The sequence below is a fragment of the Trinickia violacea genome, assembly GCF_005280735.1.
Taxonomy (GTDB): domain Bacteria; phylum Pseudomonadota; class Gammaproteobacteria; order Burkholderiales; family Burkholderiaceae; genus Trinickia_A; species Trinickia_A violacea.
Genome location: NZ_CP040078.1, coordinates 1,731,860 through 1,750,890, shown reverse-complemented (window position 1 = coordinate 1,750,890; position 19,031 = coordinate 1,731,860). Strand labels below are relative to the sequence as shown.

General features: G+C 64.9%; 18 protein-coding genes. 4 read left to right on the top strand and 14 right to left on the bottom strand.

Features of this window, described 5'->3' with window-relative positions; all coding sequences use genetic code 11:
• The first annotated feature begins 31 nt into the window (after positions 1-31).
• The gene (locus FAZ95_RS29965; protein ID WP_137336061.1) at positions 32-334 is read left to right on the top strand and encodes a hypothetical protein; all 303 of its coding nucleotides are present in this window, start codon (positions 32-34) and stop codon (positions 332-334) included.
• A gap of 13 nt (positions 335-347) precedes the next feature.
• On the opposite strand, the gene FAZ95_RS29960 is transcribed toward FAZ95_RS29965, so the two are convergent.
• From FAZ95_RS29960 to FAZ95_RS29945, 4 genes are all read right to left on the bottom strand, one after another.
• Positions 348-1,217, bottom strand: coding sequence for an isocitrate lyase/PEP mutase family protein (locus FAZ95_RS29960; RefSeq protein ID WP_137336060.1), 870 nt, complete (start codon positions 1,215-1,217; stop codon positions 348-350).
• A 117-nt stretch (positions 1,218-1,334) separates the two neighbouring features.
• Positions 1,335-1,904, bottom strand: a complete 570-nt coding sequence (locus tag FAZ95_RS29955) for a carboxymuconolactone decarboxylase family protein (RefSeq protein WP_137336059.1) — start codon at positions 1,902-1,904, stop codon at positions 1,335-1,337.
• 72 nt (positions 1,905-1,976) lie between these two features.
• Positions 1,977-3,314 carry an aspartate aminotransferase family protein gene (locus FAZ95_RS29950; RefSeq protein ID WP_137336058.1) on the bottom strand — a complete coding sequence of 446 codons (1,338 nt, stop codon included), beginning with the start codon at positions 3,312-3,314 and terminating at the stop codon, positions 1,977-1,979.
• 154 nt (positions 3,315-3,468) lie between these two features.
• On the bottom strand, positions 3,469-4,329 hold the full coding sequence (locus FAZ95_RS29945) for a MurR/RpiR family transcriptional regulator (protein ID WP_137336057.1): 861 nt from the start codon (positions 4,327-4,329) through the stop codon (positions 3,469-3,471).
• A gap of 254 nt (positions 4,330-4,583) precedes the next feature.
• On the opposite strand from FAZ95_RS29945, the gene FAZ95_RS29940 reads away from it, so the two are divergent.
• From FAZ95_RS29940 to FAZ95_RS29930, 3 genes are read left to right on the top strand one after another with little or no spacing between them, the layout of a single operon-like run.
• Positions 4,584-5,771, top strand: a complete 1,188-nt coding sequence (locus FAZ95_RS29940; protein WP_137336056.1) for an NAD(P)/FAD-dependent oxidoreductase — start codon at positions 4,584-4,586, stop codon at positions 5,769-5,771.
• Between the two features lie 56 nt (positions 5,772-5,827).
• Complete coding sequence (locus FAZ95_RS29935) at positions 5,828-6,577, top strand: electron transfer flavoprotein subunit beta/FixA family protein (protein WP_137336055.1); 750 nt, start codon at positions 5,828-5,830, stop codon at positions 6,575-6,577.
• Positions 6,578-7,507 carry an electron transfer flavoprotein subunit alpha/FixB family protein gene (locus FAZ95_RS29930; RefSeq protein WP_137336054.1) on the top strand — a complete coding sequence of 310 codons (930 nt, stop codon included), beginning with the start codon at positions 6,578-6,580 and terminating at the stop codon, positions 7,505-7,507.
• Positions 7,508-7,522: 15 nt separating this feature from the next.
• Here FAZ95_RS29930 and FAZ95_RS29925 read toward each other — a convergent pair whose 3' ends face one another.
• The 10 genes from FAZ95_RS29925 to FAZ95_RS29880 all read right to left on the bottom strand — a co-directional run bounded on the left by FAZ95_RS29925 (position 7,523) and on the right by FAZ95_RS29880 (position 19,023).
• Complete coding sequence (locus tag FAZ95_RS29925) at positions 7,523-8,683, bottom strand: alpha-hydroxy acid oxidase (protein WP_137336053.1); 1,161 nt, start codon at positions 8,681-8,683, stop codon at positions 7,523-7,525.
• A 4-nt stretch (positions 8,684-8,687) separates the two neighbouring features.
• Positions 8,688-10,133, bottom strand: coding sequence for an FAD-binding oxidoreductase (locus FAZ95_RS29920; protein ID WP_137336052.1), 1,446 nt, complete (start codon positions 10,131-10,133; stop codon positions 8,688-8,690).
• Between the two features lie 7 nt (positions 10,134-10,140).
• Complete coding sequence (locus tag FAZ95_RS29915; protein WP_137336051.1) at positions 10,141-11,313, bottom strand: ABC transporter ATP-binding protein; 1,173 nt, start codon at positions 11,311-11,313, stop codon at positions 10,141-10,143.
• Between the two features lie 14 nt (positions 11,314-11,327).
• On the bottom strand, positions 11,328-12,194 hold the full coding sequence (locus FAZ95_RS29910) for an ABC transporter permease (protein WP_137336050.1): 867 nt from the start codon (positions 12,192-12,194) through the stop codon (positions 11,328-11,330).
• On the bottom strand, positions 12,191-13,063 hold the full coding sequence (locus FAZ95_RS29905; RefSeq protein WP_137336049.1) for an ABC transporter permease: 873 nt from the start codon (positions 13,061-13,063) through the stop codon (positions 12,191-12,193). Before FAZ95_RS29905 ends, FAZ95_RS29910 begins: the two co-directional genes overlap by 4 nt.
• A gap of 47 nt (positions 13,064-13,110) precedes the next feature.
• On the bottom strand, positions 13,111-14,181 hold the full coding sequence (locus FAZ95_RS29900; RefSeq protein WP_137336048.1) for an ABC transporter substrate-binding protein: 1,071 nt from the start codon (positions 14,179-14,181) through the stop codon (positions 13,111-13,113).
• Between the two features lie 14 nt (positions 14,182-14,195).
• Entirely contained in the window at positions 14,196-15,110 is a 915-nt protein-coding gene (gene dapA / locus FAZ95_RS29895; protein WP_137336047.1) for a 4-hydroxy-tetrahydrodipicolinate synthase, read from the bottom strand.
• A gap of 177 nt (positions 15,111-15,287) precedes the next feature.
• A complete protein-coding gene (gene pruA, locus FAZ95_RS29890; RefSeq protein ID WP_137336046.1) occupies positions 15,288-16,901 on the bottom strand; it encodes an L-glutamate gamma-semialdehyde dehydrogenase in 1,614 nt (537 codons plus the stop codon).
• A gap of 227 nt (positions 16,902-17,128) precedes the next feature.
• Positions 17,129-18,130 (bottom strand): LysR family transcriptional regulator, encoded by a 1,002-nt coding sequence (locus FAZ95_RS29885; protein WP_137336045.1) that lies wholly within the window; start codon positions 18,128-18,130, stop codon positions 17,129-17,131.
• Positions 18,131-18,228: 98 nt separating this feature from the next.
• Positions 18,229-19,023 carry an N-formylglutamate amidohydrolase gene (locus tag FAZ95_RS29880; RefSeq protein ID WP_254700343.1) on the bottom strand — a complete coding sequence of 265 codons (795 nt, stop codon included), beginning with the start codon at positions 19,021-19,023 and terminating at the stop codon, positions 18,229-18,231.
• Between the last annotated feature and the right edge of the window lie 8 nt (positions 19,024-19,031).

The following is a 19,031-nucleotide window of genomic DNA, read 5'->3' as shown; positions in this document are numbered from 1 at the left end:
GTTCTCTAACGCCAACGTTGATGAGGAAATCATGTTGCCTAAGCTGATTGCCGCAGTCGCCGCTGCGGCGCCGCTACTCGTCAGTTTTCCTGTTCACGCGCAGGCAGGTAGCACCAAGCTTGCCATGCTAGACCCTCCAGTCACGAGCAGCCACACACGCGTCGATAACGGCATGCTGCGTGTCGCAGGGAAAATGGCGGGAACGAAAGTTTGGCCCGTCATCCACGGGCCGGCGTTCTACCCGACGTGGAACGACAACAACGCGCTGCGCGACGGCAAAAGCAAGCCCCTCGATGGCGAGCCCCTCGACAGCGATCGCTTTCATTTTCGCTAGCCGCTACGCGTGATCAAGCCTTGCGTTGCGCCGCCTCACTCGCCGCGCGCGCAAACAGTTCGTTGATCTCCTTGCTCGGAATCGCCTCGTCCGCGTAGCTGAACGTGCCGTGCTCGCTCATCTCGCGCACGGCGCGCAAGAACGCGCCGAACGCCGCGCGGGCGAGCGAGCCGCCGACGCTCACGCGCTTCACGCCAAGCTCGGCCAGCTCGTCGAGGCTCAGGCGCACGCCCTGCAAACCCATCACGACGTTGACCGGCCGGTCCACCGAACGGACGAGCGTCGCGATGTCTTCGCGCGTCTTGAGGCCCGGCGCATAGAGCACGTCGGCGCCCGCTTCTTGATATGCCTGCAAGCGGCGGATCGTATCGTCGAGATCCGGACGGCCCCACAGGTAGTTCTCGCAGCGAGCCGTCAGCGTGAACGGAAACGGCAACGCACGCGCCGCCTCCACCGCGGCGCGCACACGCTCGACGGCCGCGTCATGCGCGTAGATCGGATCGTCGACGCGCGTCGTCGCATCTTCGATCGACCCGCCGACCACCCCCGCTTGCGCCGCGAGGCCGATCGTTTCGGCGCAGTCTTCGGGGGCATCGCCGAAGCCGTTCTCGAGATCCGCGTTCACCGGCAGATCGGTCGCGCCGGCGATCTCGGCGAGATGCACGAGCATCTGCTCACGGCCGACCGCGCTGTCCGGCAAGCCGCGCGAGAACGCGTAGCCGGCGCTGCTCGTCGCGAGCGCCTTGAAGCCGGCTTGCGCAAGCAGCCGCGCCGTGCCGATGTCCCACGGATTCGGAATAATGAAAGCGCCCGGTGCCTCGTGATACGCGCGAAACGCGCGCGCTTTATCGATTTGATGGTGTTGAGTGCTCTGCGTGTTCATAGCCTGTTCCGCCTTCAAGGATGGGGATTCGAAAACCGGCAGCCGCATGCGGCGTTCCGACTACAGAATAGGCCATGCACCGCTATCGACGTTACGCCTTGCAGCGAAATGTCGATGTCACTCGGGAAACGGCAGCTCCGTTTGCCCGTCCGCGCGCATGTCGAAGACGTTCAGCGTCATCGCCACCAGCGCGTAATAACCCAGCAGACTGACCAGGTTGATTGTCACCGGATGCCCGAAGCGCTCGACCGTCTTGCGGAACGTCGCATCGGAAACACGCTTCGCCTCATAGAGCTCGGTGGCGAAATCGAAGATCAGCGCATCGTCGGCGTCTTCGAAATCGGGACGCTGCCCCGTGCGGATCGCCTCTGCCGTCGCGGCCGGCAAGCCGGCTTGGAGCGCGATCGGATAGTGGATGTACCACTCGGCTTGCGCTTGCCAGCGCGCGGCCGTGACGAGAATCGCAAGCTCCGACAAGCGCAGCGGCAACCCTGTCCGATAGCGGCAGAACGCGCCGAGACGCTGCGCGTGCTGCGCGAGTTCCGGGCTATGAATCCAGCCGAGGAACGGGCCGTTCAGATTGCCGCGCGGCCCCGACAGGATTTCGTCTAGCACCACTTCCTGTTCGGGCGTGGCATGCGCTCTGTCGAACACGGGCAGACGCGCAGCGGGTGAGCGATCGGTCATGATGGTGTCGTGAATGGAGTTCGTGGCAAGTGTCGCGATCGATGCCGCTAAGCGGCGCCGTGCTTATCGTGTTTAGCGCACGCCGGCGGCGCGCAGCGCACCTTCGATTGCATCGGTCAAGCGGTTGACGATGTTGTCGATGTCGCCAGCGGTGCAGATGAACGGCGGCGCCAGCAACACGTGGTCGCCCGTCGCGCCGTCGACCGTGCCGCCCATCGGATACACCATCAGCCCGCGCTGCATCGCTTCGCGCTTGATTGCAGCATTCAATGCGAGCTTGCTGTCGAACGACGTCTTGGTCGCCCGATCCTGCACGAGTTCGACGCCGACGAACAGTCCGCGTCCACGCACATCGCCGATGAATTCGTGCTGCGCGTAATGTTCCCGCAAGCGGGCTCGCAACTGTTCGCCGCGCGCCTTGACGTTGTCCAGCAGGTGCTCTTCGGCGATCACATGCTGCACTTCGAGCGCGGCCGCGCAGGCGGTGGCGTGCCCGATATAGGTGTGCCCATGCTGGAAGAACCCCGAGCCGCCGACGATCGTGTCGTAGATTTTGCCGCTGACGAGCGTCGCGCCGATCGGCTGATAGCCGGCGCCGAGGCCCTTGGCGATCGTGAGCAGATCGGGCGCGATGCCCTCTTCTTCGCATGCGTACAGATAGCCGGTGCGTCCCATGCCCGACATGATTTCATCGAGGATCAAGAGCACGCCGTATTTGTCGCAGACCGCGCGGATCTTGCGGAAGTAGTCGCCCACCGGAGGCACGGCGCCGGCCGTCGCGCCCACCACCGTTTCCGCGACGAACGCCGCCACCGTTTGCGGCCCGAGTTCGAGAATCTTGCTTTCGAGCTCGTCGGCCAGGCGCTGCATGAACGCGTCGTCGGATTCACCTTCGCGCTGCTCGCGATACGCGTAGCAGGGGCTCACGTGATGCGCTTCGATCAGCATCGGCAGGAACGGCTCGCGCCGCCAAGCGTTGCCGCCGATCGCGAGCGCGCCGAGCGTATTGCCGTGATAGCTCTGCCGGCGCGCGATGAAATGCCGTCGTTCGGACTCGCCTTTCTCGACGAAGTACTGGCGCGCGAGCTTGAGCGCCGCTTCAACCGCCTCCGAGCCGCCCGACACGAAATACACGTGCTCGAGCCCCTGCGGCGCGCGCTCGACGAGCCAGTCGGCCAGTTCCTCGGCCGGCTGCGTCGTGAAGAACGACGTGTGCGCGTACGCGAGCTGCTGCGCCTGCCGTTTGATCGCGTCGATCACGCGCTGGTTGCTGTGACCGAGACACGAAACCGCGGCGCCGCCCGAGGCGTCGATATAGCGCTTGCCGGTGGAATCGATGATTTCGATGCCGTCGCCCGCAACGGCAACCGGCAGCGTCCGCTTGGGGGCGCGATGAAAGACGGTGGTCATGCTGTTTCCTTTGCTGTTTCGCGAGTCGGCGGCGGCAATGCACGCACTTCGCTTCGAATGAAGCTTTGCGGGCATTGTACAACAACAAATGTTGTCATGCGCGACATCAAACACAACAAAATACAATCCCCCGGCGCGGTGTGGCCGCTAGTCCTCAAGCCACGTACGCGCCCTTGGCGTGCAGCTCGGCCTCCGCTTTCGCGAGCGCCGCGACGGCCTCGTTCCCTTCCAGCGCGAGCAAGTGCGCGACGAGCGATTCGGCGATCGCCGACGCGGCAACGAGCGACGGGAAAAACGACGGACTCTCGTGCGAAAAGATCAGGACTTTGTCGGCATTGAGCGCGATCGGAGCGACGGCGCTATCGGTGATCGCGATGAGCTTGCTGCCGCGCTCCACGGCGGCGGCCGCGACGCGCGCCGACTCGACTGAGTACGGCGCAAAGCCCACGACGATCGTCGCACTGCTTTTTTCGATGCCGCGCAATTGCATTTCGAGCGTGCCCGCTTCGCCGGTCAGCAGCGATACCGAGGATCGAAACAGCCGGTAGCCGTAGACGAACCCGAACGCCACCGGATAGCACGAACGGAATCCGGCGACATGCACGTGCGTTGCCTTGCGCAAGAGCTTCGCGGCGTCGACGATCAAACTCGCGTTGTGCGCGCCGGTGACGTCGAGATTGTGATGCTGCGCGACGAGCAGATCGTGCGCGAGCGCCTCTTTCACGGGGGATTTGACGAGCGAGCGCGCCCGGTCGGTCAAGGGCTCGGGCCGCGTGCGCACGCGCGCGACGAACAATTCGCGCAGCTCGTTCCAGCCGGGAAAACCGAGTTGCTGCGACAGCCGCACGAGCGCGGCGGGCTGCACCTGCGCGCGCTCGGCGATCTTGCGCATCGACGACACGGCGATTTCGTCGGGATGGTCCAGCAAAAAGGCTGCGCCCGCCTGGAACTGCGGGCTCATTTCGGCAAACTGCGCGCGGATCAGGGAGGCGAGCTGATCGAAGCTATCGGGCATGTGGTGCACCGCAAAACGATTTTGACAACAAATGTTATCACCACCACGTGCCGCAACCGGTCGCATCAGTTCGCTGCCGGTCTTGGTAACGACCCGATACTAAGGGAAGACGCACGGCCGCGTCCCGCTTTATACCCAACCCCGACTGATAAAGAGCGACGCTTCTACTAAAAATCGCTTTCGCTTATATTCGCCGCCTTCGGATTTTGACCCCGCACACTATTCGCACAGTCAGAATATGAAGGGTGCGAACAGTGAAAACCTATGATGTGGTGGTGATCGGCGCGGGCGTGATCGGCAGTTCGGTCGCGTTCCACCTGTCGCGGCTCGGCGCGAAAAACGTGCTGGTGCTCGACCGCGCGACCATCGGAGCCGGCACGACTTCGCAGTCGTCGGGCATCCTGCGCACGCACTACTCGGTAAAGGAAAACGTCGAACTGGCGCGCAAGTCGTGGTCGGTGTTCAACGATTTCCCAGCTTACCTCGGCGACGACGAAGCGTCGTGCGGTCTCGTGAAATGCGGCTACATGATCGTCGCGGCCGAAGGCGACAAGCTGGAGCCGCTGCGCGCGTCGCTCGACCAGCAGAAGCAGCAAGGCATACCGCTCGAACTGCTCGATGCGCGCGAGGCGCACGAACTGATGCCGATTGCGCGGTTCGACGACGCCGCCCTGATCGGCTACGAACCCGAGGCGGGCTTTGCGGACGCGTACCTCACCGCCACCAGCTTCGCGCGCGCCGCGCGCCGCGGCGGCGTGACGATCCGCGAGAACGTCACCGTGAACAGGCTGCTGATCGAGAACGGCAAGGTGGTCGGCGTGTCGACCAGCGATGGCGATTTCGCGGCCTCGACGGTCATCAGCACGCAGAACATCTGGACGCCGGAACTCGCCGGCTGGACCGGCAAGACGCTGCCGATCGCGCCGGAACGGCACGCGGTGCTCGCGCTCGAATGCGCGGAAGCCCCCTACACGTTCTCGATGCCGGTGTTCAAGGATCTCGCGTCCGAAGGCATGCTGTACTACCGCAGCTACGGCGGCAACCAGATGCTGGTCAGCGAAGGCGTGGTCGGCGAGAAGCTCAATGCCGCCGACACCGAACAGGGCGACATTCCGATGGACTATGTCGTCGAAGTCGGCGCTCAGGTCGCCGAGCGCTTCCCCGCTTACGAAACGGCGGGCATCGCATCGTCATGGACGGGCGTCTACGACGTCACGCCCGACTGGAATCCGGTGCTCGGCGCGTTGCCCGGCGTTGACGGTCTAGTGGTCGGTTATGGCTTTTCCGGTCACGGCTTCAAGCTCTCGCCGACGGTCGGCAAGATCCTCGCACAAGCCGCGCTCGACCTGCCGACTGATGTATCGCTCGAGCCGTACTCGATCGAACGCTTCTCCACCGGTGCCCTGCTCACCGGCAAATACGGCCTCGGCGCCGTGTCCTGACGCGCAGCTGACGACGGCACGCATTGAAACTCACTCGAGCATTGAGGAAACCACGCATGAAGGTCATGACAGCAGTCAAGCGCGTTGTCGACTACAACGTGAAGGTTCGCGTGAAGGCGGACCAGAGCGGTGTCGATATCGGCAACGTGAAGATGTCGATGAATCCGTTCGACGAGATCGCCGTCGAAGCGGCGACGCGTCTGAAGGAGGCCGGTCAGGCGAGCGACGTGATCGCGTTCACCTGCGGTCCGGCGCAGTGCACGGAGACGCTGCGCACGGCCCTTGCCATCGGCGCGGATCGCGGGCTGCACATCCAGACGGACGTCGAACTGCAACCGCTCGCGGTCGCGAAGCTGCTGAAGGCCGCCGTCGAGCGCGAACAGCCGCAACTGGTGATTCTCGGCAAACAGGCCATCGACGACGACGCCGGCCAGACCGGCCAGTTGCTCGCCGCGCTGCTCGACTGGCCGCAGGCAACGTTCGCGAGCGCCATCGACATTCAAGGGGACAAGATCACCGTCACGCGCGAAGTGGACGGTGGCCTCGAGGTGATCGAACTGCCACTGCCCGCCATCGTCACGACGGATCTGCGCCTGAACGAGCCGCGCTACGTCACGCTGCCCAACATCATGAAGGCGAAGAAGAAGCCGGTGGACACGGTAAGCCCCACTGACCTCGGCGTCGATCCTGCCCCGCGCCTGAAAACGCTGAAAGTGGTCGAGCCGGCGGCGCGCAAAGCGGGCGTGCGCGTGGCGGACGTCGCTGCCCTCATCGACAAGCTGAAAAACGAAGCGAAGGTAATCTGAATGACCACTCTCGTCATTGCCGAACACGGCAACGCGTCGCTCAAGGCAGCGACGCTGCATACGGTTGCTGCCGCGCGGCAGTTGAACAACGGCGTGCATGTGCTGATCGCCGGACACGGCGCGCGAGCCGCCGCGGAAGCCGCGAGCGCAATCGAAGGCGTCGGGAAGGTGGTCCTGATCGATGCCCCCCACCTCGCGGAGGGCCTCGCGGAGAACGTCGCCGCGCAGGTCCTGGCGCTCGCCTCCTCATACACGCATGTGCTGTTTCCGGCGACGGCCGCAGGCAAGAACGTCGCGCCGCGTGTCGCAGCGAAGCTCGACGCATCGCAGATCTCGGACGTGATCGCGATCCATTCCGCCGATACATTCGACCGGCCGATCTACGCGGGCAACGCGATCGCCACGGTGCAATGCGCCGATGCGATCGTGGTCGCGACGATCCGCACGACCGCGTTCGATGCCGCGTCTGAAAGCGGAGGCAGCGCGCCCATCGAAACGAAGGACGCGGTCGCCGAAACCGGCCGTGCGCGTTTCGTGCGCCGCGAAATAGCGACGAGCGAGCGGCCGGAACTGACCTCGGCACGCATCGTCGTGTCGGGCGGCCGCGGCATGGGCAGCGCGGACAACTTCTCGCTGCTCGATCCGCTCGCACAAAAGCTCGGCGCGGCGGTGGGCGCGTCACGCGCCGCTGTGGATTCAGGCTTCGCGCCGAACGACTGGCAGGTCGGTCAGACCGGCAAGATCGTCGCGCCGCAGCTGTATGTCGCGGTCGGCATTTCGGGCGCGATCCAGCATCTCGCCGGCATGAAGGATTCGAAGGTCATCGTCGCGATCAACAAGGATGCCGAGGCGCCGATCTTCAGCGTCGCGGATTACGGCCTCGTCGGCGATCTGTTCGAGGCGGTGCCGGAGATGACGCAGGCTTTGTGACCTGAACGGCGCACGCTATCTATCAAACGCATGAGCGTCGCACGCGACGCTCAGCCACGACGCGTCGAGAGCGTCGATGCGCGCGCAGCCGATCAGCCGCAAGCAGATCTGCAATTCGTTGAAGACCAGCGCAAGCACGTGATCGACACCTGCGCGGCCATGTCCGGCCAGTCCGTAGAGCGGCGCACGGCCGAGCAGCACGCCGCGCGCACCCAGCGCGACGGCCTTGACAATGTCGCTGCCGCGCCGCACGCCGCCGTCGATGAAAAGCTCGAAGCCGCGCGGCGTCGACGCACGCGCGCCGGCGAGTATCTCCATCGCGCTCGGCGCGCCGTCGAGCTGACGTCCGCCATGATTCGACAGCACGACGCCATCCATGTCGTGCCGCGACGCGCGCACGGCATCGTCGACGCTCTGCACGCCCTTGACCAGTATTCGGCCTGGCCAATGCCGGCGCAGCCACGCGAGATCGTCCCAGGCGAGCGAGCGGTCCATCTGGCGGCTCAGCGCGGCGGCCTGGGCTTCGATGCCCGGCCCGAGGCCCGCGCTCTTCGCGATGTTGACGAGCTGCGGCACGCCATGCCGCCCCACCCGCGCAACCCAGCGCGGATGCGCGAGCACGTCCCACAGAAGACGTGGCGTCCAGCGCAGCGGCAGCGTGAAGCCGGTGCGCGCGTAGTGGTCGCGCTGTCCGGTGACGGGCGTATCGACGGTCAGCAGCAGCGTCGTGAAGCCGTTCGCGCGGGCGCGCGCCATCATGCTTTCGGCGATCCGCCGGTCCTGCTGCACGTAGAGTTGCAGCCACAATTCGCCGTCGCTTGCACGCCGCACGTCTTCAATCAGGCTGGTGGACGCGGTCGAAAGCGCGAACGGCAACCCCGCCGCGTGCGCAGCCTGCGCGAGGGTTTCCTCTGCGCGCGGCCAGTAGAGTCCGTTGAGCCCGGTCGGCCCGACGACCGCGGGCCACGCGGCCGATGCGCCCGCGAGCGTCGCGCGCGTATCGACCGCATCGACATCGACGAGCACGCGCGGCGTAAAGCCGATACGCCGGAACGCGGCGCGGTTCGCCGTCATTGTGATCTCGTCTTCCGCGCCTCCCTCGAGATACTGGTACGCGAAGTCGGGCAGGAAACGCCGCGCCGACTCGACGTAATCCGCTACGTTTGCCGCAGTCATGCACTCACCGCAAACCGTCAGACGCCGGCGGCAACACTCGGCCAGGATTCATCGTGTCGTTCGGATCGAGCAAGTCCTTTATCTGGCGCATCATCGCGAGTTCCTGCGCGTCCTTGTAGCGCGACATCTCCTCGACATGCAGCGAACCGATGCCGTGCTCCGCGCTGAACGTGCCGCCCATCGCCGCCGCGATGTCGTAGAGCAGATGGCTCACGTCGCGCTGCATACGCATCTTGTCGGGCACCTGGGCCCAGAATTCATGCGTGAACATCGCGATGTAATGCAGGTTGCCGTCACCCATATGGCCGACGATCACCGGCACGGCCATCGGATAGTGCTCCGCGAGCGCGGCGCCTGCCTGCGCGACGAAATCGGGAATGCGATACGTCGGGACCGCGATGTCGTGCGTGAGGCCCATGCCTTCGCGCCCGTTCGCCTCGGTCACGCTGTGCCGGATGTGCCACAGGTCGCCTCGCTGCTGCTCGCTCGACGCGATCACCGCATCGACGATCGCGCCCGTTTCCGACGGCGCTTCGAGCGCTTCCGTAAGCCTGTCCGCGAGCGCCTCGCTCGTCCCCGTCGACGCCGCGAGCTCGACGAGCACCATCCACAGCGGCGTGTGCTGAAACGGATTGCGCGCCTTGGCCGCGTGACGCAGCGAGATCTCGAACTCGCTCTGCGAGATCAGCTCGAGTCCGACCAATTCGCCCGGAAACGCCGATTGCAACGCGATGCCGGCCTGCACGGCCGCATCGACGGTATCGAAGCCGAGCAGCGCGGTTGCGACCGCGCGCGGCTTCGGAAAGAGCTTGAGCGACGCCGCCGTCACCACGCCGAGCGTGCCTTCCGAGCCGACGAACAGGTTCTTCAGGTCGTAGCCGCTGTTGTTCTTGCGCAGCGTGCGCAAGCCGTTCCACACCTTGCCGTCGGGCAGTACGACTTGCAGGCCGAGCACGAGATCGCGCGTGTTGCCGAAGCGCACGACGTTCGTGCCACCGGCATTCGTCGCGATGTTGCCGCCGATCTGGCACGAGCCTTCCGCGCCGAGCGTGAGCGGGAACATGCGATCCGCTTCGAGCGCCGCTTCCTGCAAGTCCGCGAGGATGCAGCCCGCTTCGACCGTCATCGAATTGTCGTTCGCGTTGATCTCGAGGATGCGGTTCATCTTGCCGAGGTTCAGCAGGATGCTGTTGCCGCTCGCGTCCGGCACCGAGCCGCCGCACACACTGGTGTTGCCGCCTTGCGGAAACACCTTGATACCGTTCGCGTTGCAGTGAGCGAGCACCCTCGACACCTGCTCGACATTGCGCGGAAACACCACGCACGCGGCCGTCCCGGTATGACGCTTGCGCCAGTCGATCAGATGCGGCGACATGTCGGCGGCGGCGTTGACGACGTTGGCTGCGCCCACCAGCTCGCGCATCGTTTCGGCTATCTTCTGTTGTTCCATGTTCGCCCTAGTTCTTCAGCACCACGCTATCGCTCGCCGACCACGCGACCGTCATCGGATGACCCGCCGGCAAGCGCTCCGTGGCGCGCGATGAAATCGTCTTGACCAGCAGCGGCGCGCCGCCCTGGCGTTGCAGCTCGATGCGCGTCATGCCGCCGACGAACGAAGTCTGCGCGATCGTGCCGGTGCACACGTTCTGCCCGGCCGTCGTCGCCGAGTCGCCTTCCAGCACGGCGATCTTCTCGGGACGCACGAGCACCTTCACGCGCGAGCCGGTTGCATGACCTTCGGTGCTGCGCACGGCAAGCGCGAAGCCGTCCGCGGTCGCGACCGTGCCGTTCGCCGTCACCGTCCCTTCGATCAGGTTCGATTCGCCGACGAAGTCCGCGACGAACTCGTTGACCGGCTCGAAATACAGCTCGTCGGGCGTGCCGATCTGAGCGATGCGTCCGGCGTTCATCAGGCACACGCGATCCGACAGGTTCAGCGCTTCTTCCTGATCATGCGTGACGTACACGAGCGTCGTGCCGAGATCCTTATGCAGGCGCTTGATCTCGCCTTGCAATTGGTCGCGCAGCTTCTTGTCGAGCGCGCCGAGCGGCTCGTCCATCAGAATCACCGACGGCGAATACACGATGCAGCGCGCGATGCCCACGCGCTGCTGTTGTCCGCCCGACATTTCGCGCGGCTTGCGCTGCTCGTACCCGACAAGGCCGACGCGCTCCAGCGCGTTGCGCACGCGCTGCGCGATTTCATCCTTGCCGAGTCCGCGAATCCGCAGCGGGAACGCGACGTTGTCGAACACGTTCAGATGCGGCAACAGCGCGTAGTTCTGGAACACCATGCCGAGCCCGCGCTCACGCGGCGGTACGGTCGACACGTCCGTGCCGTTCAGCAGGATGCGTCCGCTCGTCGGCGCGATCGCGCCTGCGACGATGTTCAGGATCGTGCTCTTGCCCGATCCGCTCGGCCCGAGCAGGCTCAGGAATTCGCCTTCGCGCACGACGAGATCCGTCGTCTGCAGCGCAACCGAACTGCCATACGTCTTGCCGACGCCTTCGAAAACAATCATGTTGCCCTTCACGTTCGTTGCGCCGGATGCCGCACGCGTGCTGATATCGCTGCGCGGTTCCACACCCGCCGAAGGCAGCCCTTCGTTCTCGAGCAGTACGTGAGCCATTGTTACCTCCCGCTTCAATGTGAGGACTTCGGCGCGGCCCGCTTAGGTGCGGCCGGTTGCAGCAAAGCCGAGACGCAGCAGAACACCAGCGAAAGCACGGTGAGCAAAGCGGACACCGCGGCGATCACCGGCGAAACATCCCATTGGATACTGCTGTACATCTTGACCGGCAGCGTCGTGGTGGTCGGGCTCGTGATAAACCACGCGATCACCACCTCGTCGAACGACACCAGGAAGGCAAAAAGCGCACCCGCGAAAATCGACGGCCGCAATTGCGGCAACACGACCTTCATGAACACCGTTCTGCGCTTCGCGCCCATGATGGTCGTCGCAAACTCGAGCGCCGGGTCGAGCTTTTTGACGCCTGCCATCACCGTCATCATCATGAACGGCGTGACATACGCGACGTGGCTCACGACGAGACCCGCAGTCGTGCCGACCAGATGCAGGCGCGACAGATACAGATAGAGGCCGAGCGACATGACGATCACCGGCACGAGGATGGGGCTCATCAGCAGCAACATCACGAGACGCTTGCCGGGAAACTCGAAGCGCACGAGTCCATAAGCCGCGGGCACGCCGATCAGCGCCGCGACGACTGTCGTCATCGCGGCCACCTTCACGCTTTGCAGGATCGAGCCGACCCATGCAGCGGAGCCGAAAAGATGCTGGTACAGCTCCAGTGTCCACACTCGCGGCGGAAACGTCAGCTCCCCGCTTCCGCCGAACGAGATCGGCAGGACGATCAGCGTCGGCACCAGGATGAACAGGTACACGGCCAGCGCGATCACATTGCCCAGCCGCGCATAGCGGCGCGTCAAACGATCGACCACTGCCCCGCCGCTCTTCGCGCGCGCGGGCATCTCCATGGAGGGTGTCATGCGAAGACTCCTTGTTTCGTGTCGCTTTCCGCATGGCTCGCCGCCATGCGGCGTGCGCTGTATTTTCGGTACCCATCTGTGCCGAGTGCGGCGAGCGTCACGATGCCGAGCAGGATCACGCCGATCGCCGACGCCATGTTCCAGTCCAGCGCCTCACGGGTATAGAAATCGACGAGGTTGGACATCATCGCGTCCTTCCGTCCGCCGAGCAGCGCGGGAATCACGAAGAACCCCATCGACATGACGGTCGTGCTCAGCCCCGCCGAAACGACGCCGGGCAAACTCAGCGGCAGCGTGATCTGAAAGAAGATGCGAGGGGGCTTCGCACCGGCAATCTCGGCGGCGAGATAGAGCGACCGGTCGATGGCCAGCAGACTGGCCAACACCGGAAACACGATGAACGGAATCAGGTAGTTCGTCATGCCCACAATCACGCCGAAGCGGTTGAAGAGCATCGGCAACTGGACCTGCGTGTGAAATAGCGCGGAAAGCCCTTGATTGACGAGCCCGTGGCGGCCGAGCAGGACGGTGAACGCATAGCTCTTCACGAGAATGCTGGTCCAGAACGGCACCAGCACGAGCACCATGAAGATTGCCCTCTTGCGCGGGCTCTGGCGCGCGAGATGCAAGGCGATCGGATAGCCGAGCAGCATGCTCGCCGCCGCGGCGCTGATGCTGATCTCGAACGTCGACCACAGGGTCCGCAGAAAGAGTGCGCTGCGCAGCAGCCGCTGGTAGGCGGCCAGCGTCGGCCCATCGGCGCCCCACAAGCTCGTGTAGACGACATACGCGAGCGGCACCAGCATGATGACAAACAGGAACACCGTCGCCGGGCCGACATAGAGCAGCCCATCGTGGCGAGATTTCATTTTCGTCTCCTCCATCTACGGCCTCGCGGAGCGTGACGCATCCGCGACTAACCGAGCACCCACTCCTTGAAACGCAGCGTCAGCTCGTCGTAGTGGTCTGCCCACCATACGTCATTGCTGATCGCATTGGACTTGCTGGACGGGTCCGACAGCCATTTGCGCGTTTCCGGCTTCATCATCGCGAGCGCCGAACGGCTGGCGGGCGTATTGACCAGGTACTCCATCAGCGCGGCCTGACGGTCGGGACGCATCGCAAACTGCACGAACTTCATCGCGTTGGCCTTGTTCGGTGCATTCTTCAACACGACGAGATATTCGAGGCCGACGAGGTTCTGCTTGAACGAGAAGTCGATCGGCTTCTTCGCTTCCTGCGCGGCCTTCACGCGGGTCGAATACGTGTAGCTGAAATCGACCTGACCGGTTTCGACGAGCGTCACCGTCTGCGGCGTCTGATCGACCCAGTTCGAGATGTAAGGCTTGATGCGATCGAGCGCGCGAAAGGCACGTTCCACGTCGAGCGGATACAGCTTGTCGGGTGGCACGCCATCGGCGAGAAGCGCGATTTCCAGCGTCTCGCTCGCGCGATTGCGCAACGTCCGATGACCCGGGAATTTTTTGACGTCCCAGTAATCCGCGAAGGTCTCCGGGTGCTTGCCGTCCGGAAACCGGCTGTTGTCCCAGCAGATCCCGCCGGTGAAGCCGTAGAACGGCACGGCCTCCTTCGTCATCGGCGCAATCAGGTCCTTCGTGTTGAAGAGCGCAGGATCGAGCGGTTCCCAGTAGCCGTTCTTCGAGCCGGTCATCGCCATCGGGCCGACGGCATCGAACACGTCCCACTGCACGTTGTTGGTCATCACCTGCGCCTTGACCTTCGCGAGATCCGGCGTGTCGACCAGCGTGACTTGCACGCCGAATTCCTTTTCGAAGGGCTTGGCGAGCGCCGCTTCGACGCCCTGGTGATAGTTGCCGCCCCAGCTCACCACGACGAGATTGCCTGCGGCCATCGCCTTGCGCGAGGTCATCACCATCGGCGCGCCGATCGCGCCGGAGAGCAGCGTCGCGCCGGCGCCTTGCAGGAACCTGCGCCGCGGCAAAACGGGTTTTGAGTTCGATGACATGGCATTGCCCCTGGTTATGAACGAGCGGTCCACTCGGATTCGCGCGCGACAAGCGGCGCAAGGATATCGGCGAGGCGGCGGCGCAGGCTGTCCGATGCCGCCATCAACGGCGGCACGAGGCCGCCGAAATCGAGGCCGCGCAGCTGCAATGCCGCCTTCACGCCCGCCGGATTCGGCTCGGCGAACATCGCGTCGATCAGCGGACGCATCGACGCGTGCAGCGCAACGGCTTCGGCGAGCCGGCCGTTCATCGCCAGACGCAGCACTTCTGCCCAATGCTTCGGGATCAGGTTCGAGCTGACGATGATCGCGCCCACCGCGCCCATCGCCACGTGTAGCGGCAGGACGTCTTCCTCGCCGGTCAGGATCGCCATCTTGTCCTTCGCGAGCTCGGCGACGCGCATCTGTTGCGCGAGGTCCGGATTGCACGCCTTGATGCCGACCACGCGGGTCATGTCCGCGAGCTTGTCGACGGTTTCGTAGTGCATCGACACGCCCGTGCGATAAGGAATCTCGTACAGGATGATGTCGGCGTCGACTTCGTCCGAGAAGCGCTTGTAGTAGTCGAGGATGCCGGCCTGCGACGGACGGTAGTAGTACGGCGTCACGACCATCAGCGCCTTCGCCCCGGCGGCGACGTAGGCCTTGCCCGCTTCGATGGCATCGCCCAGACCGGGCGACAGCACGCCCGGCACGACGTGCATCTTGCCCGCGCCCGCTTCGAGCGCGGTCGCGACCACGCGAAGACGCTCGGACGCGGTCAGCGCAATCGCCTCGCCGCTGCCGCCAAGCGGCACGATGCCGTCCGCGCCTGCCGCCGCGAGGTTGGCGATATGCTGTGCGAGCGGCGCCGGATTGAAGCGGCCGCTCGCGTCGAGCGGCGTCGGCACCGCTGTCAGGATCCCTGCATACGGGTGGTTCGTGCTCATCGTCTCAGATCTGTGTTTTATTGAAGGTAGGCCGCTTTGCGCGTCATGCATCCGGTCATCGGCTGGTTACAACGATATGAAGCCAAAATTACCCTGCTCACATCATCACTCGCCGTTAGCCTTTCCATAAGAGCGCGTGAATCAAGCGGCCCATCGCGGCCATGCGCCATGCCCGCTTCAGCCGCCAAACGACCACTCGCGCGACGGCAGATACGTCTCCTTGACCACCCGCGGCGACGTCCAGCGCAGCAGGTTCAGGTACGAACCGGCCTTGTCGTTGGTGCCGCTCGCGCGGCCGCCGCCGAACGGCTGCTGGCCGATCATCGCGCCGGTCGGCTTGTCGTTCAGATACAGGTTGCCGGCTGCGTTCACCAGCGCGGCTTCCGCTTCGCGCAGCGCGAAGCGATCGGTGCAGAAGATCGATCCGGTCAGCGCGTACGGGCTCGTCGAATCGATCAGCGCAAGCGTGTCCGGCCAGGCATCGTCCGCGTAGACGAACACCGAGAGGACCGGCCCGAACAGCTCTTCGGTCATCAGCGCGTGCTTCGGATCCGAGACTTCGAGCACCGTCGGCGCGACGAAGAAACCGGGCTCCGACCACGTCTTGCCGCCGGTGACGACCGTGACTCCGCTGTCGTCCTTCGCCGCGTTCAGCACAGCCGTCAGCTTCGCGTGCGAAGCCTGCGAGATCACCGCGCCCATGAACGTGTTGCCGAGATCGGCGGGGTCTCCCACCTTCAGTTGCGCGAGGCGCTCGACCATCTGCTCGCGCACGGCGGGCCACAGGCTCCGCGGAATGTATGCGCGCGACGCGGCGCTGCACTTCTGGCCTTGATACTCGAACGCGCCGCGGATCAGCGCGATGGCGAGCTCGGCCGGATGCGCGGACGGATGCGCAAGCACGAAGTCTTTGCCGCCCGTCTCTCCGACGAGGCGCGGAATCGTGCGGAACGCGTCGACCTTCGATGCGACGCCCTTCCACAGCGACTGGAACACCGCCGACGAGCCGGTGAAGTGGATGCCCGCCAGATCGGTCGAATCCATCACGACTCGCGTGGTCAGTTCGGCTTCGCCCGGCACGAAGTTGATGACACCGGCAGGCAAGCCCGCTTCTTCCAGCGCCTCGTAGAAAATCCAGTTGGCCAGCGCCGACTTTTCCGACGGCTTCCACAGCACGGTGTTGCCCATGATGGCGGGTGCCGTCGTCAGGTTGCCGCCGATGGCCGTGAAGTTGAACGGCGATACGGCGTACACGAAGCCTTCGAGCGGACGCCAGTCGGTGCGGTTGACGGCGGTGGCGACCGACATCGGCTGCTCGGCGTAGACACGCTGCGCGTTGTACGAGTTGAAGCGCAGGAAGTCGATCAGTTCGCAGGCGGCGTCCGGCTCGGCCTGGTCGATGGTCTTGCTCTGGCCGAGCACCGTCGCGGCATTGATGCGCATGCGCTGACGCGTCGCGATGATGTCCGCCGCGCGATGCAGGACCGTCGCGCGGCTCGCGTGCGGCAGCGCCGCCCAGTCGCGCGACACCGACTTTGCATTGGCGATCGCCTCGCCGATCTGCGCTTCGGTCGGACGGTGAATGCGCGCGAGCAGACGCGAGTGGTCGTGCGGCGCACGCACTTCGACGACGTTATTCGAGAAGTAGCGCTTGCCGCCGATCACGGTTGGAATCTCGACGACGTCGCGCGTGTTCAGCGCCTGGCGCAGTTGCGCCGCGGCCTCGGTTCCGGCGCCGAAATGCACCTCGGGTTCATTGACCGGCAACGGAAAGTTTGGACTGGAATTCACCCATGCTCCTTCGAATACGGTGGGACGGATGGCCGGCCGGCGCCTGTGTGCGGCCTCGGGAGTCCGCCTGACTCCGGCCGGTCGGATGCAGAATCGAGCGTAGTGGTGGCCAAAAAAACAGGCACTTGCTTCAAGTGCCCTTATGCATAGGATCGCTGGCCGTTATGGACCGCCGTCCGGCGATGCGGCGCGGACCGTGACGGCCACCCGCGAAGCCGCGCAGCGCGTCACGTTTCGTCGAGGGCGCAGATGTCCCGCGCATCGAGTCCGATCGCGGCTGCGATGTCGCGCGACACCTGCCGGCTGTAGGCGAGCCGCAGCATCTCATACAGATCCGCAGGCAGACGGCCCAGCTCGTTCTCGCGATAGGCGAGGTAGAACGCACGGCTCAGACCCTCGTATGGGCGGCCGTGCCGGGAGAAGGACGACAGCGGCACGACCCGGACATCCGGCACATAGTGACGCGACTGCCAAAGACAGAGCGGCGTCGTCAGGGCAAACCCGAGGCCGGCCGCCACGAGCGAGAGCATCGGGTCGGTGGCGTCGAGTTCGTAGGTGCGTTCGATGTTCTCCGCGTGCGCCGTGAGGTAGCCGTCGACCTGCTGACCGATCATTGAGCGCGCGCTATAGCGGATCAGTTGCAGATGACGGCTCAGTTCGGTGAGCGTGGTGAAGCGGTCGATCTCGAAGCTCTTCGGCAGCACCACGAAATAGGGCTCGGAAAAGAGCTTTTGGCGGCGCACGCCGGGCGCCTGCGACGTGCTGCTGGTGGTGACGACGATGTCGAGCTGACGCGCTTCGAGCTGCCCATCGAGCGTGGGTGTGATGCCCGACCACATACGGATCGAATGCGAGGTGTCCGCGAGCGCCCGTATCACGATCGGACCGATGGTGGCGGCAAACGAATCGATGCAGCCGAGACGCACGACGACGCGCTTGGCGCGCGTCACGTTGCGCACGCTCTCCACCATCTGGTGGGCGCCCTGCATCAGCACGTTGGCATGCTCGAAGAGCCGCTGGCCCGCGGCCGTGGGCCGCGCGGGACGCGTGGCCCGATCGAGCAGCGTCGTATCGAGCAGCGCCTCCAGCGCCTTGATACGTTGCGACACGCCCGCCTGCGAAATGCCGAGCCGGCTCGCCGCATCGGAAATCGAGCCGGTCTCTACGACGGCAACCCAGCTTGCCAGCAGGTCCCAGTCGGGAATCTGATCAGGTGCACTGTCTTTCATGTCGGCGAGGTTGAACAGCCGAAACTGACACGGCAGCGCTGAGGAAAAGACTGTGCGCTGCCAATGGATCAAATTCTACGGGACGCGAACCCATTCGTTCAAAGCGTTTCGGCCCGCGAAAGCTGCTTCAGCCGCAGTTCGAGCGCGCGTAACACGTCGAGCCACACGGCTTCGAGGCCGGCGCTGCCCGCGGCCGCCTCGTCGATGCAGGCGGTACAGTCGGTGCGCCACCGGCCGGCCACTTCCAATTCGATGGCGTGCACGCCGGCGGCGGGCTGGCCATAATGCTGCGCCGCAAAACAGTCGGCGATCCTGCCGTTGACGACCCACGACCGCCCGTGTGCCTGAACCGCCTCGGTGAGCGAGGACACCAGCCGGCGATCGCACGATTCGCCGCGATAGGTCCCGACGTTGCAGTCCATCCCGCCCGGCTGAAGACGGTAAGGCGACAGCCAGAAGCTCGCATGCGAGACGAGCAGGAGAACATGCTCGTGCCTTGCCCGAAGACGGCTCAATTCGTCGGCGACGCATCGGTGGAACGGCCGCCAGTAGGCTTCGACGCGCCGCTCGACCTCGTCGGCCGAGAGTTCCGCGCCCGGTTCGTAAAGCGCCTCGCCTCGCGACGTATGCGTGCGGCAGAGTCCCAGGCGATTGAGGCTGGGTGTGAGCGAACGGTTGTCCGCCGCGACGTTGAAATCGATCACGCAAGGATGGTAGTGCGCCGAGAATACGGAAGCGCCGGCCCGCCTCGCCGCCGAGCGCAGCAGCGTGCCGGCCGGATCAGCGAGCCGCCCCTCGATCGGCACCCACGCGGGGTGTCGCAGCAGTTCGCTGGGTAGCGCCGTGCCTGTGTGCGGCGTCACCACCAGTATCGGCAGATCGCCGCAGACCATCGGTTCAT

Excerpts from the sequence above, each read along its gene's own strand:
- FAZ95_RS29965 (WP_137336061.1), top strand. The coding sequence starts at position 32 with ATGTTGCCTAAGCTGATTGCCGCAGTCGCCGCTGCGGCGCCGCTACTC.
- FAZ95_RS29960 (WP_137336060.1), bottom strand. The coding sequence starts at position 1,217 with ATGAACACGCAGAGCACTCAACACCATCAAATCGATAAAGCGCGCGCG.
- FAZ95_RS29955 (WP_137336059.1), bottom strand. The coding sequence starts at position 1,904 with ATGACCGATCGCTCACCCGCTGCGCGTCTGCCCGTGTTCGACAGAGCG.
- FAZ95_RS29950 (WP_137336058.1), bottom strand. The coding sequence starts at position 3,314 with ATGACCACCGTCTTTCATCGCGCCCCCAAGCGGACGCTGCCGGTTGCC.
- FAZ95_RS29945 (WP_137336057.1), bottom strand. The coding sequence starts at position 4,329 with ATGCCCGATAGCTTCGATCAGCTCGCCTCCCTGATCCGCGCGCAGTTT.
- FAZ95_RS29935 (WP_137336055.1), top strand. The coding sequence starts at position 5,828 with ATGAAGGTCATGACAGCAGTCAAGCGCGTTGTCGACTACAACGTGAAG.
- FAZ95_RS29930 (WP_137336054.1), top strand. The coding sequence starts at position 6,578 with ATGACCACTCTCGTCATTGCCGAACACGGCAACGCGTCGCTCAAGGCA.
- FAZ95_RS29925 (WP_137336053.1), bottom strand. The coding sequence starts at position 8,683 with ATGACTGCGGCAAACGTAGCGGATTACGTCGAGTCGGCGCGGCGTTTC.
- FAZ95_RS29920 (WP_137336052.1), bottom strand. The coding sequence starts at position 10,133 with ATGGAACAACAGAAGATAGCCGAAACGATGCGCGAGCTGGTGGGCGCA.
- FAZ95_RS29915 (WP_137336051.1), bottom strand. The coding sequence starts at position 11,313 with ATGGCTCACGTACTGCTCGAGAACGAAGGGCTGCCTTCGGCGGGTGTG.
- FAZ95_RS29910 (WP_137336050.1), bottom strand. The coding sequence starts at position 12,194 with ATGACACCCTCCATGGAGATGCCCGCGCGCGCGAAGAGCGGCGGGGCA.
- FAZ95_RS29905 (WP_137336049.1), bottom strand. The coding sequence starts at position 13,063 with ATGAAATCTCGCCACGATGGGCTGCTCTATGTCGGCCCGGCGACGGTG.
- FAZ95_RS29900 (WP_137336048.1), bottom strand. The coding sequence starts at position 14,181 with ATGTCATCGAACTCAAAACCCGTTTTGCCGCGGCGCAGGTTCCTGCAA.
- dapA (WP_137336047.1), bottom strand. The coding sequence starts at position 15,110 with ATGAGCACGAACCACCCGTATGCAGGGATCCTGACAGCGGTGCCGACG.
- FAZ95_RS29885 (WP_137336045.1), bottom strand. The coding sequence starts at position 18,130 with ATGAAAGACAGTGCACCTGATCAGATTCCCGACTGGGACCTGCTGGCA.
- FAZ95_RS29880 (WP_254700343.1), bottom strand. The coding sequence starts at position 19,023 with ATGGTCTGCGGCGATCTGCCGATACTGGTGGTGACGCCGCACACAGGC.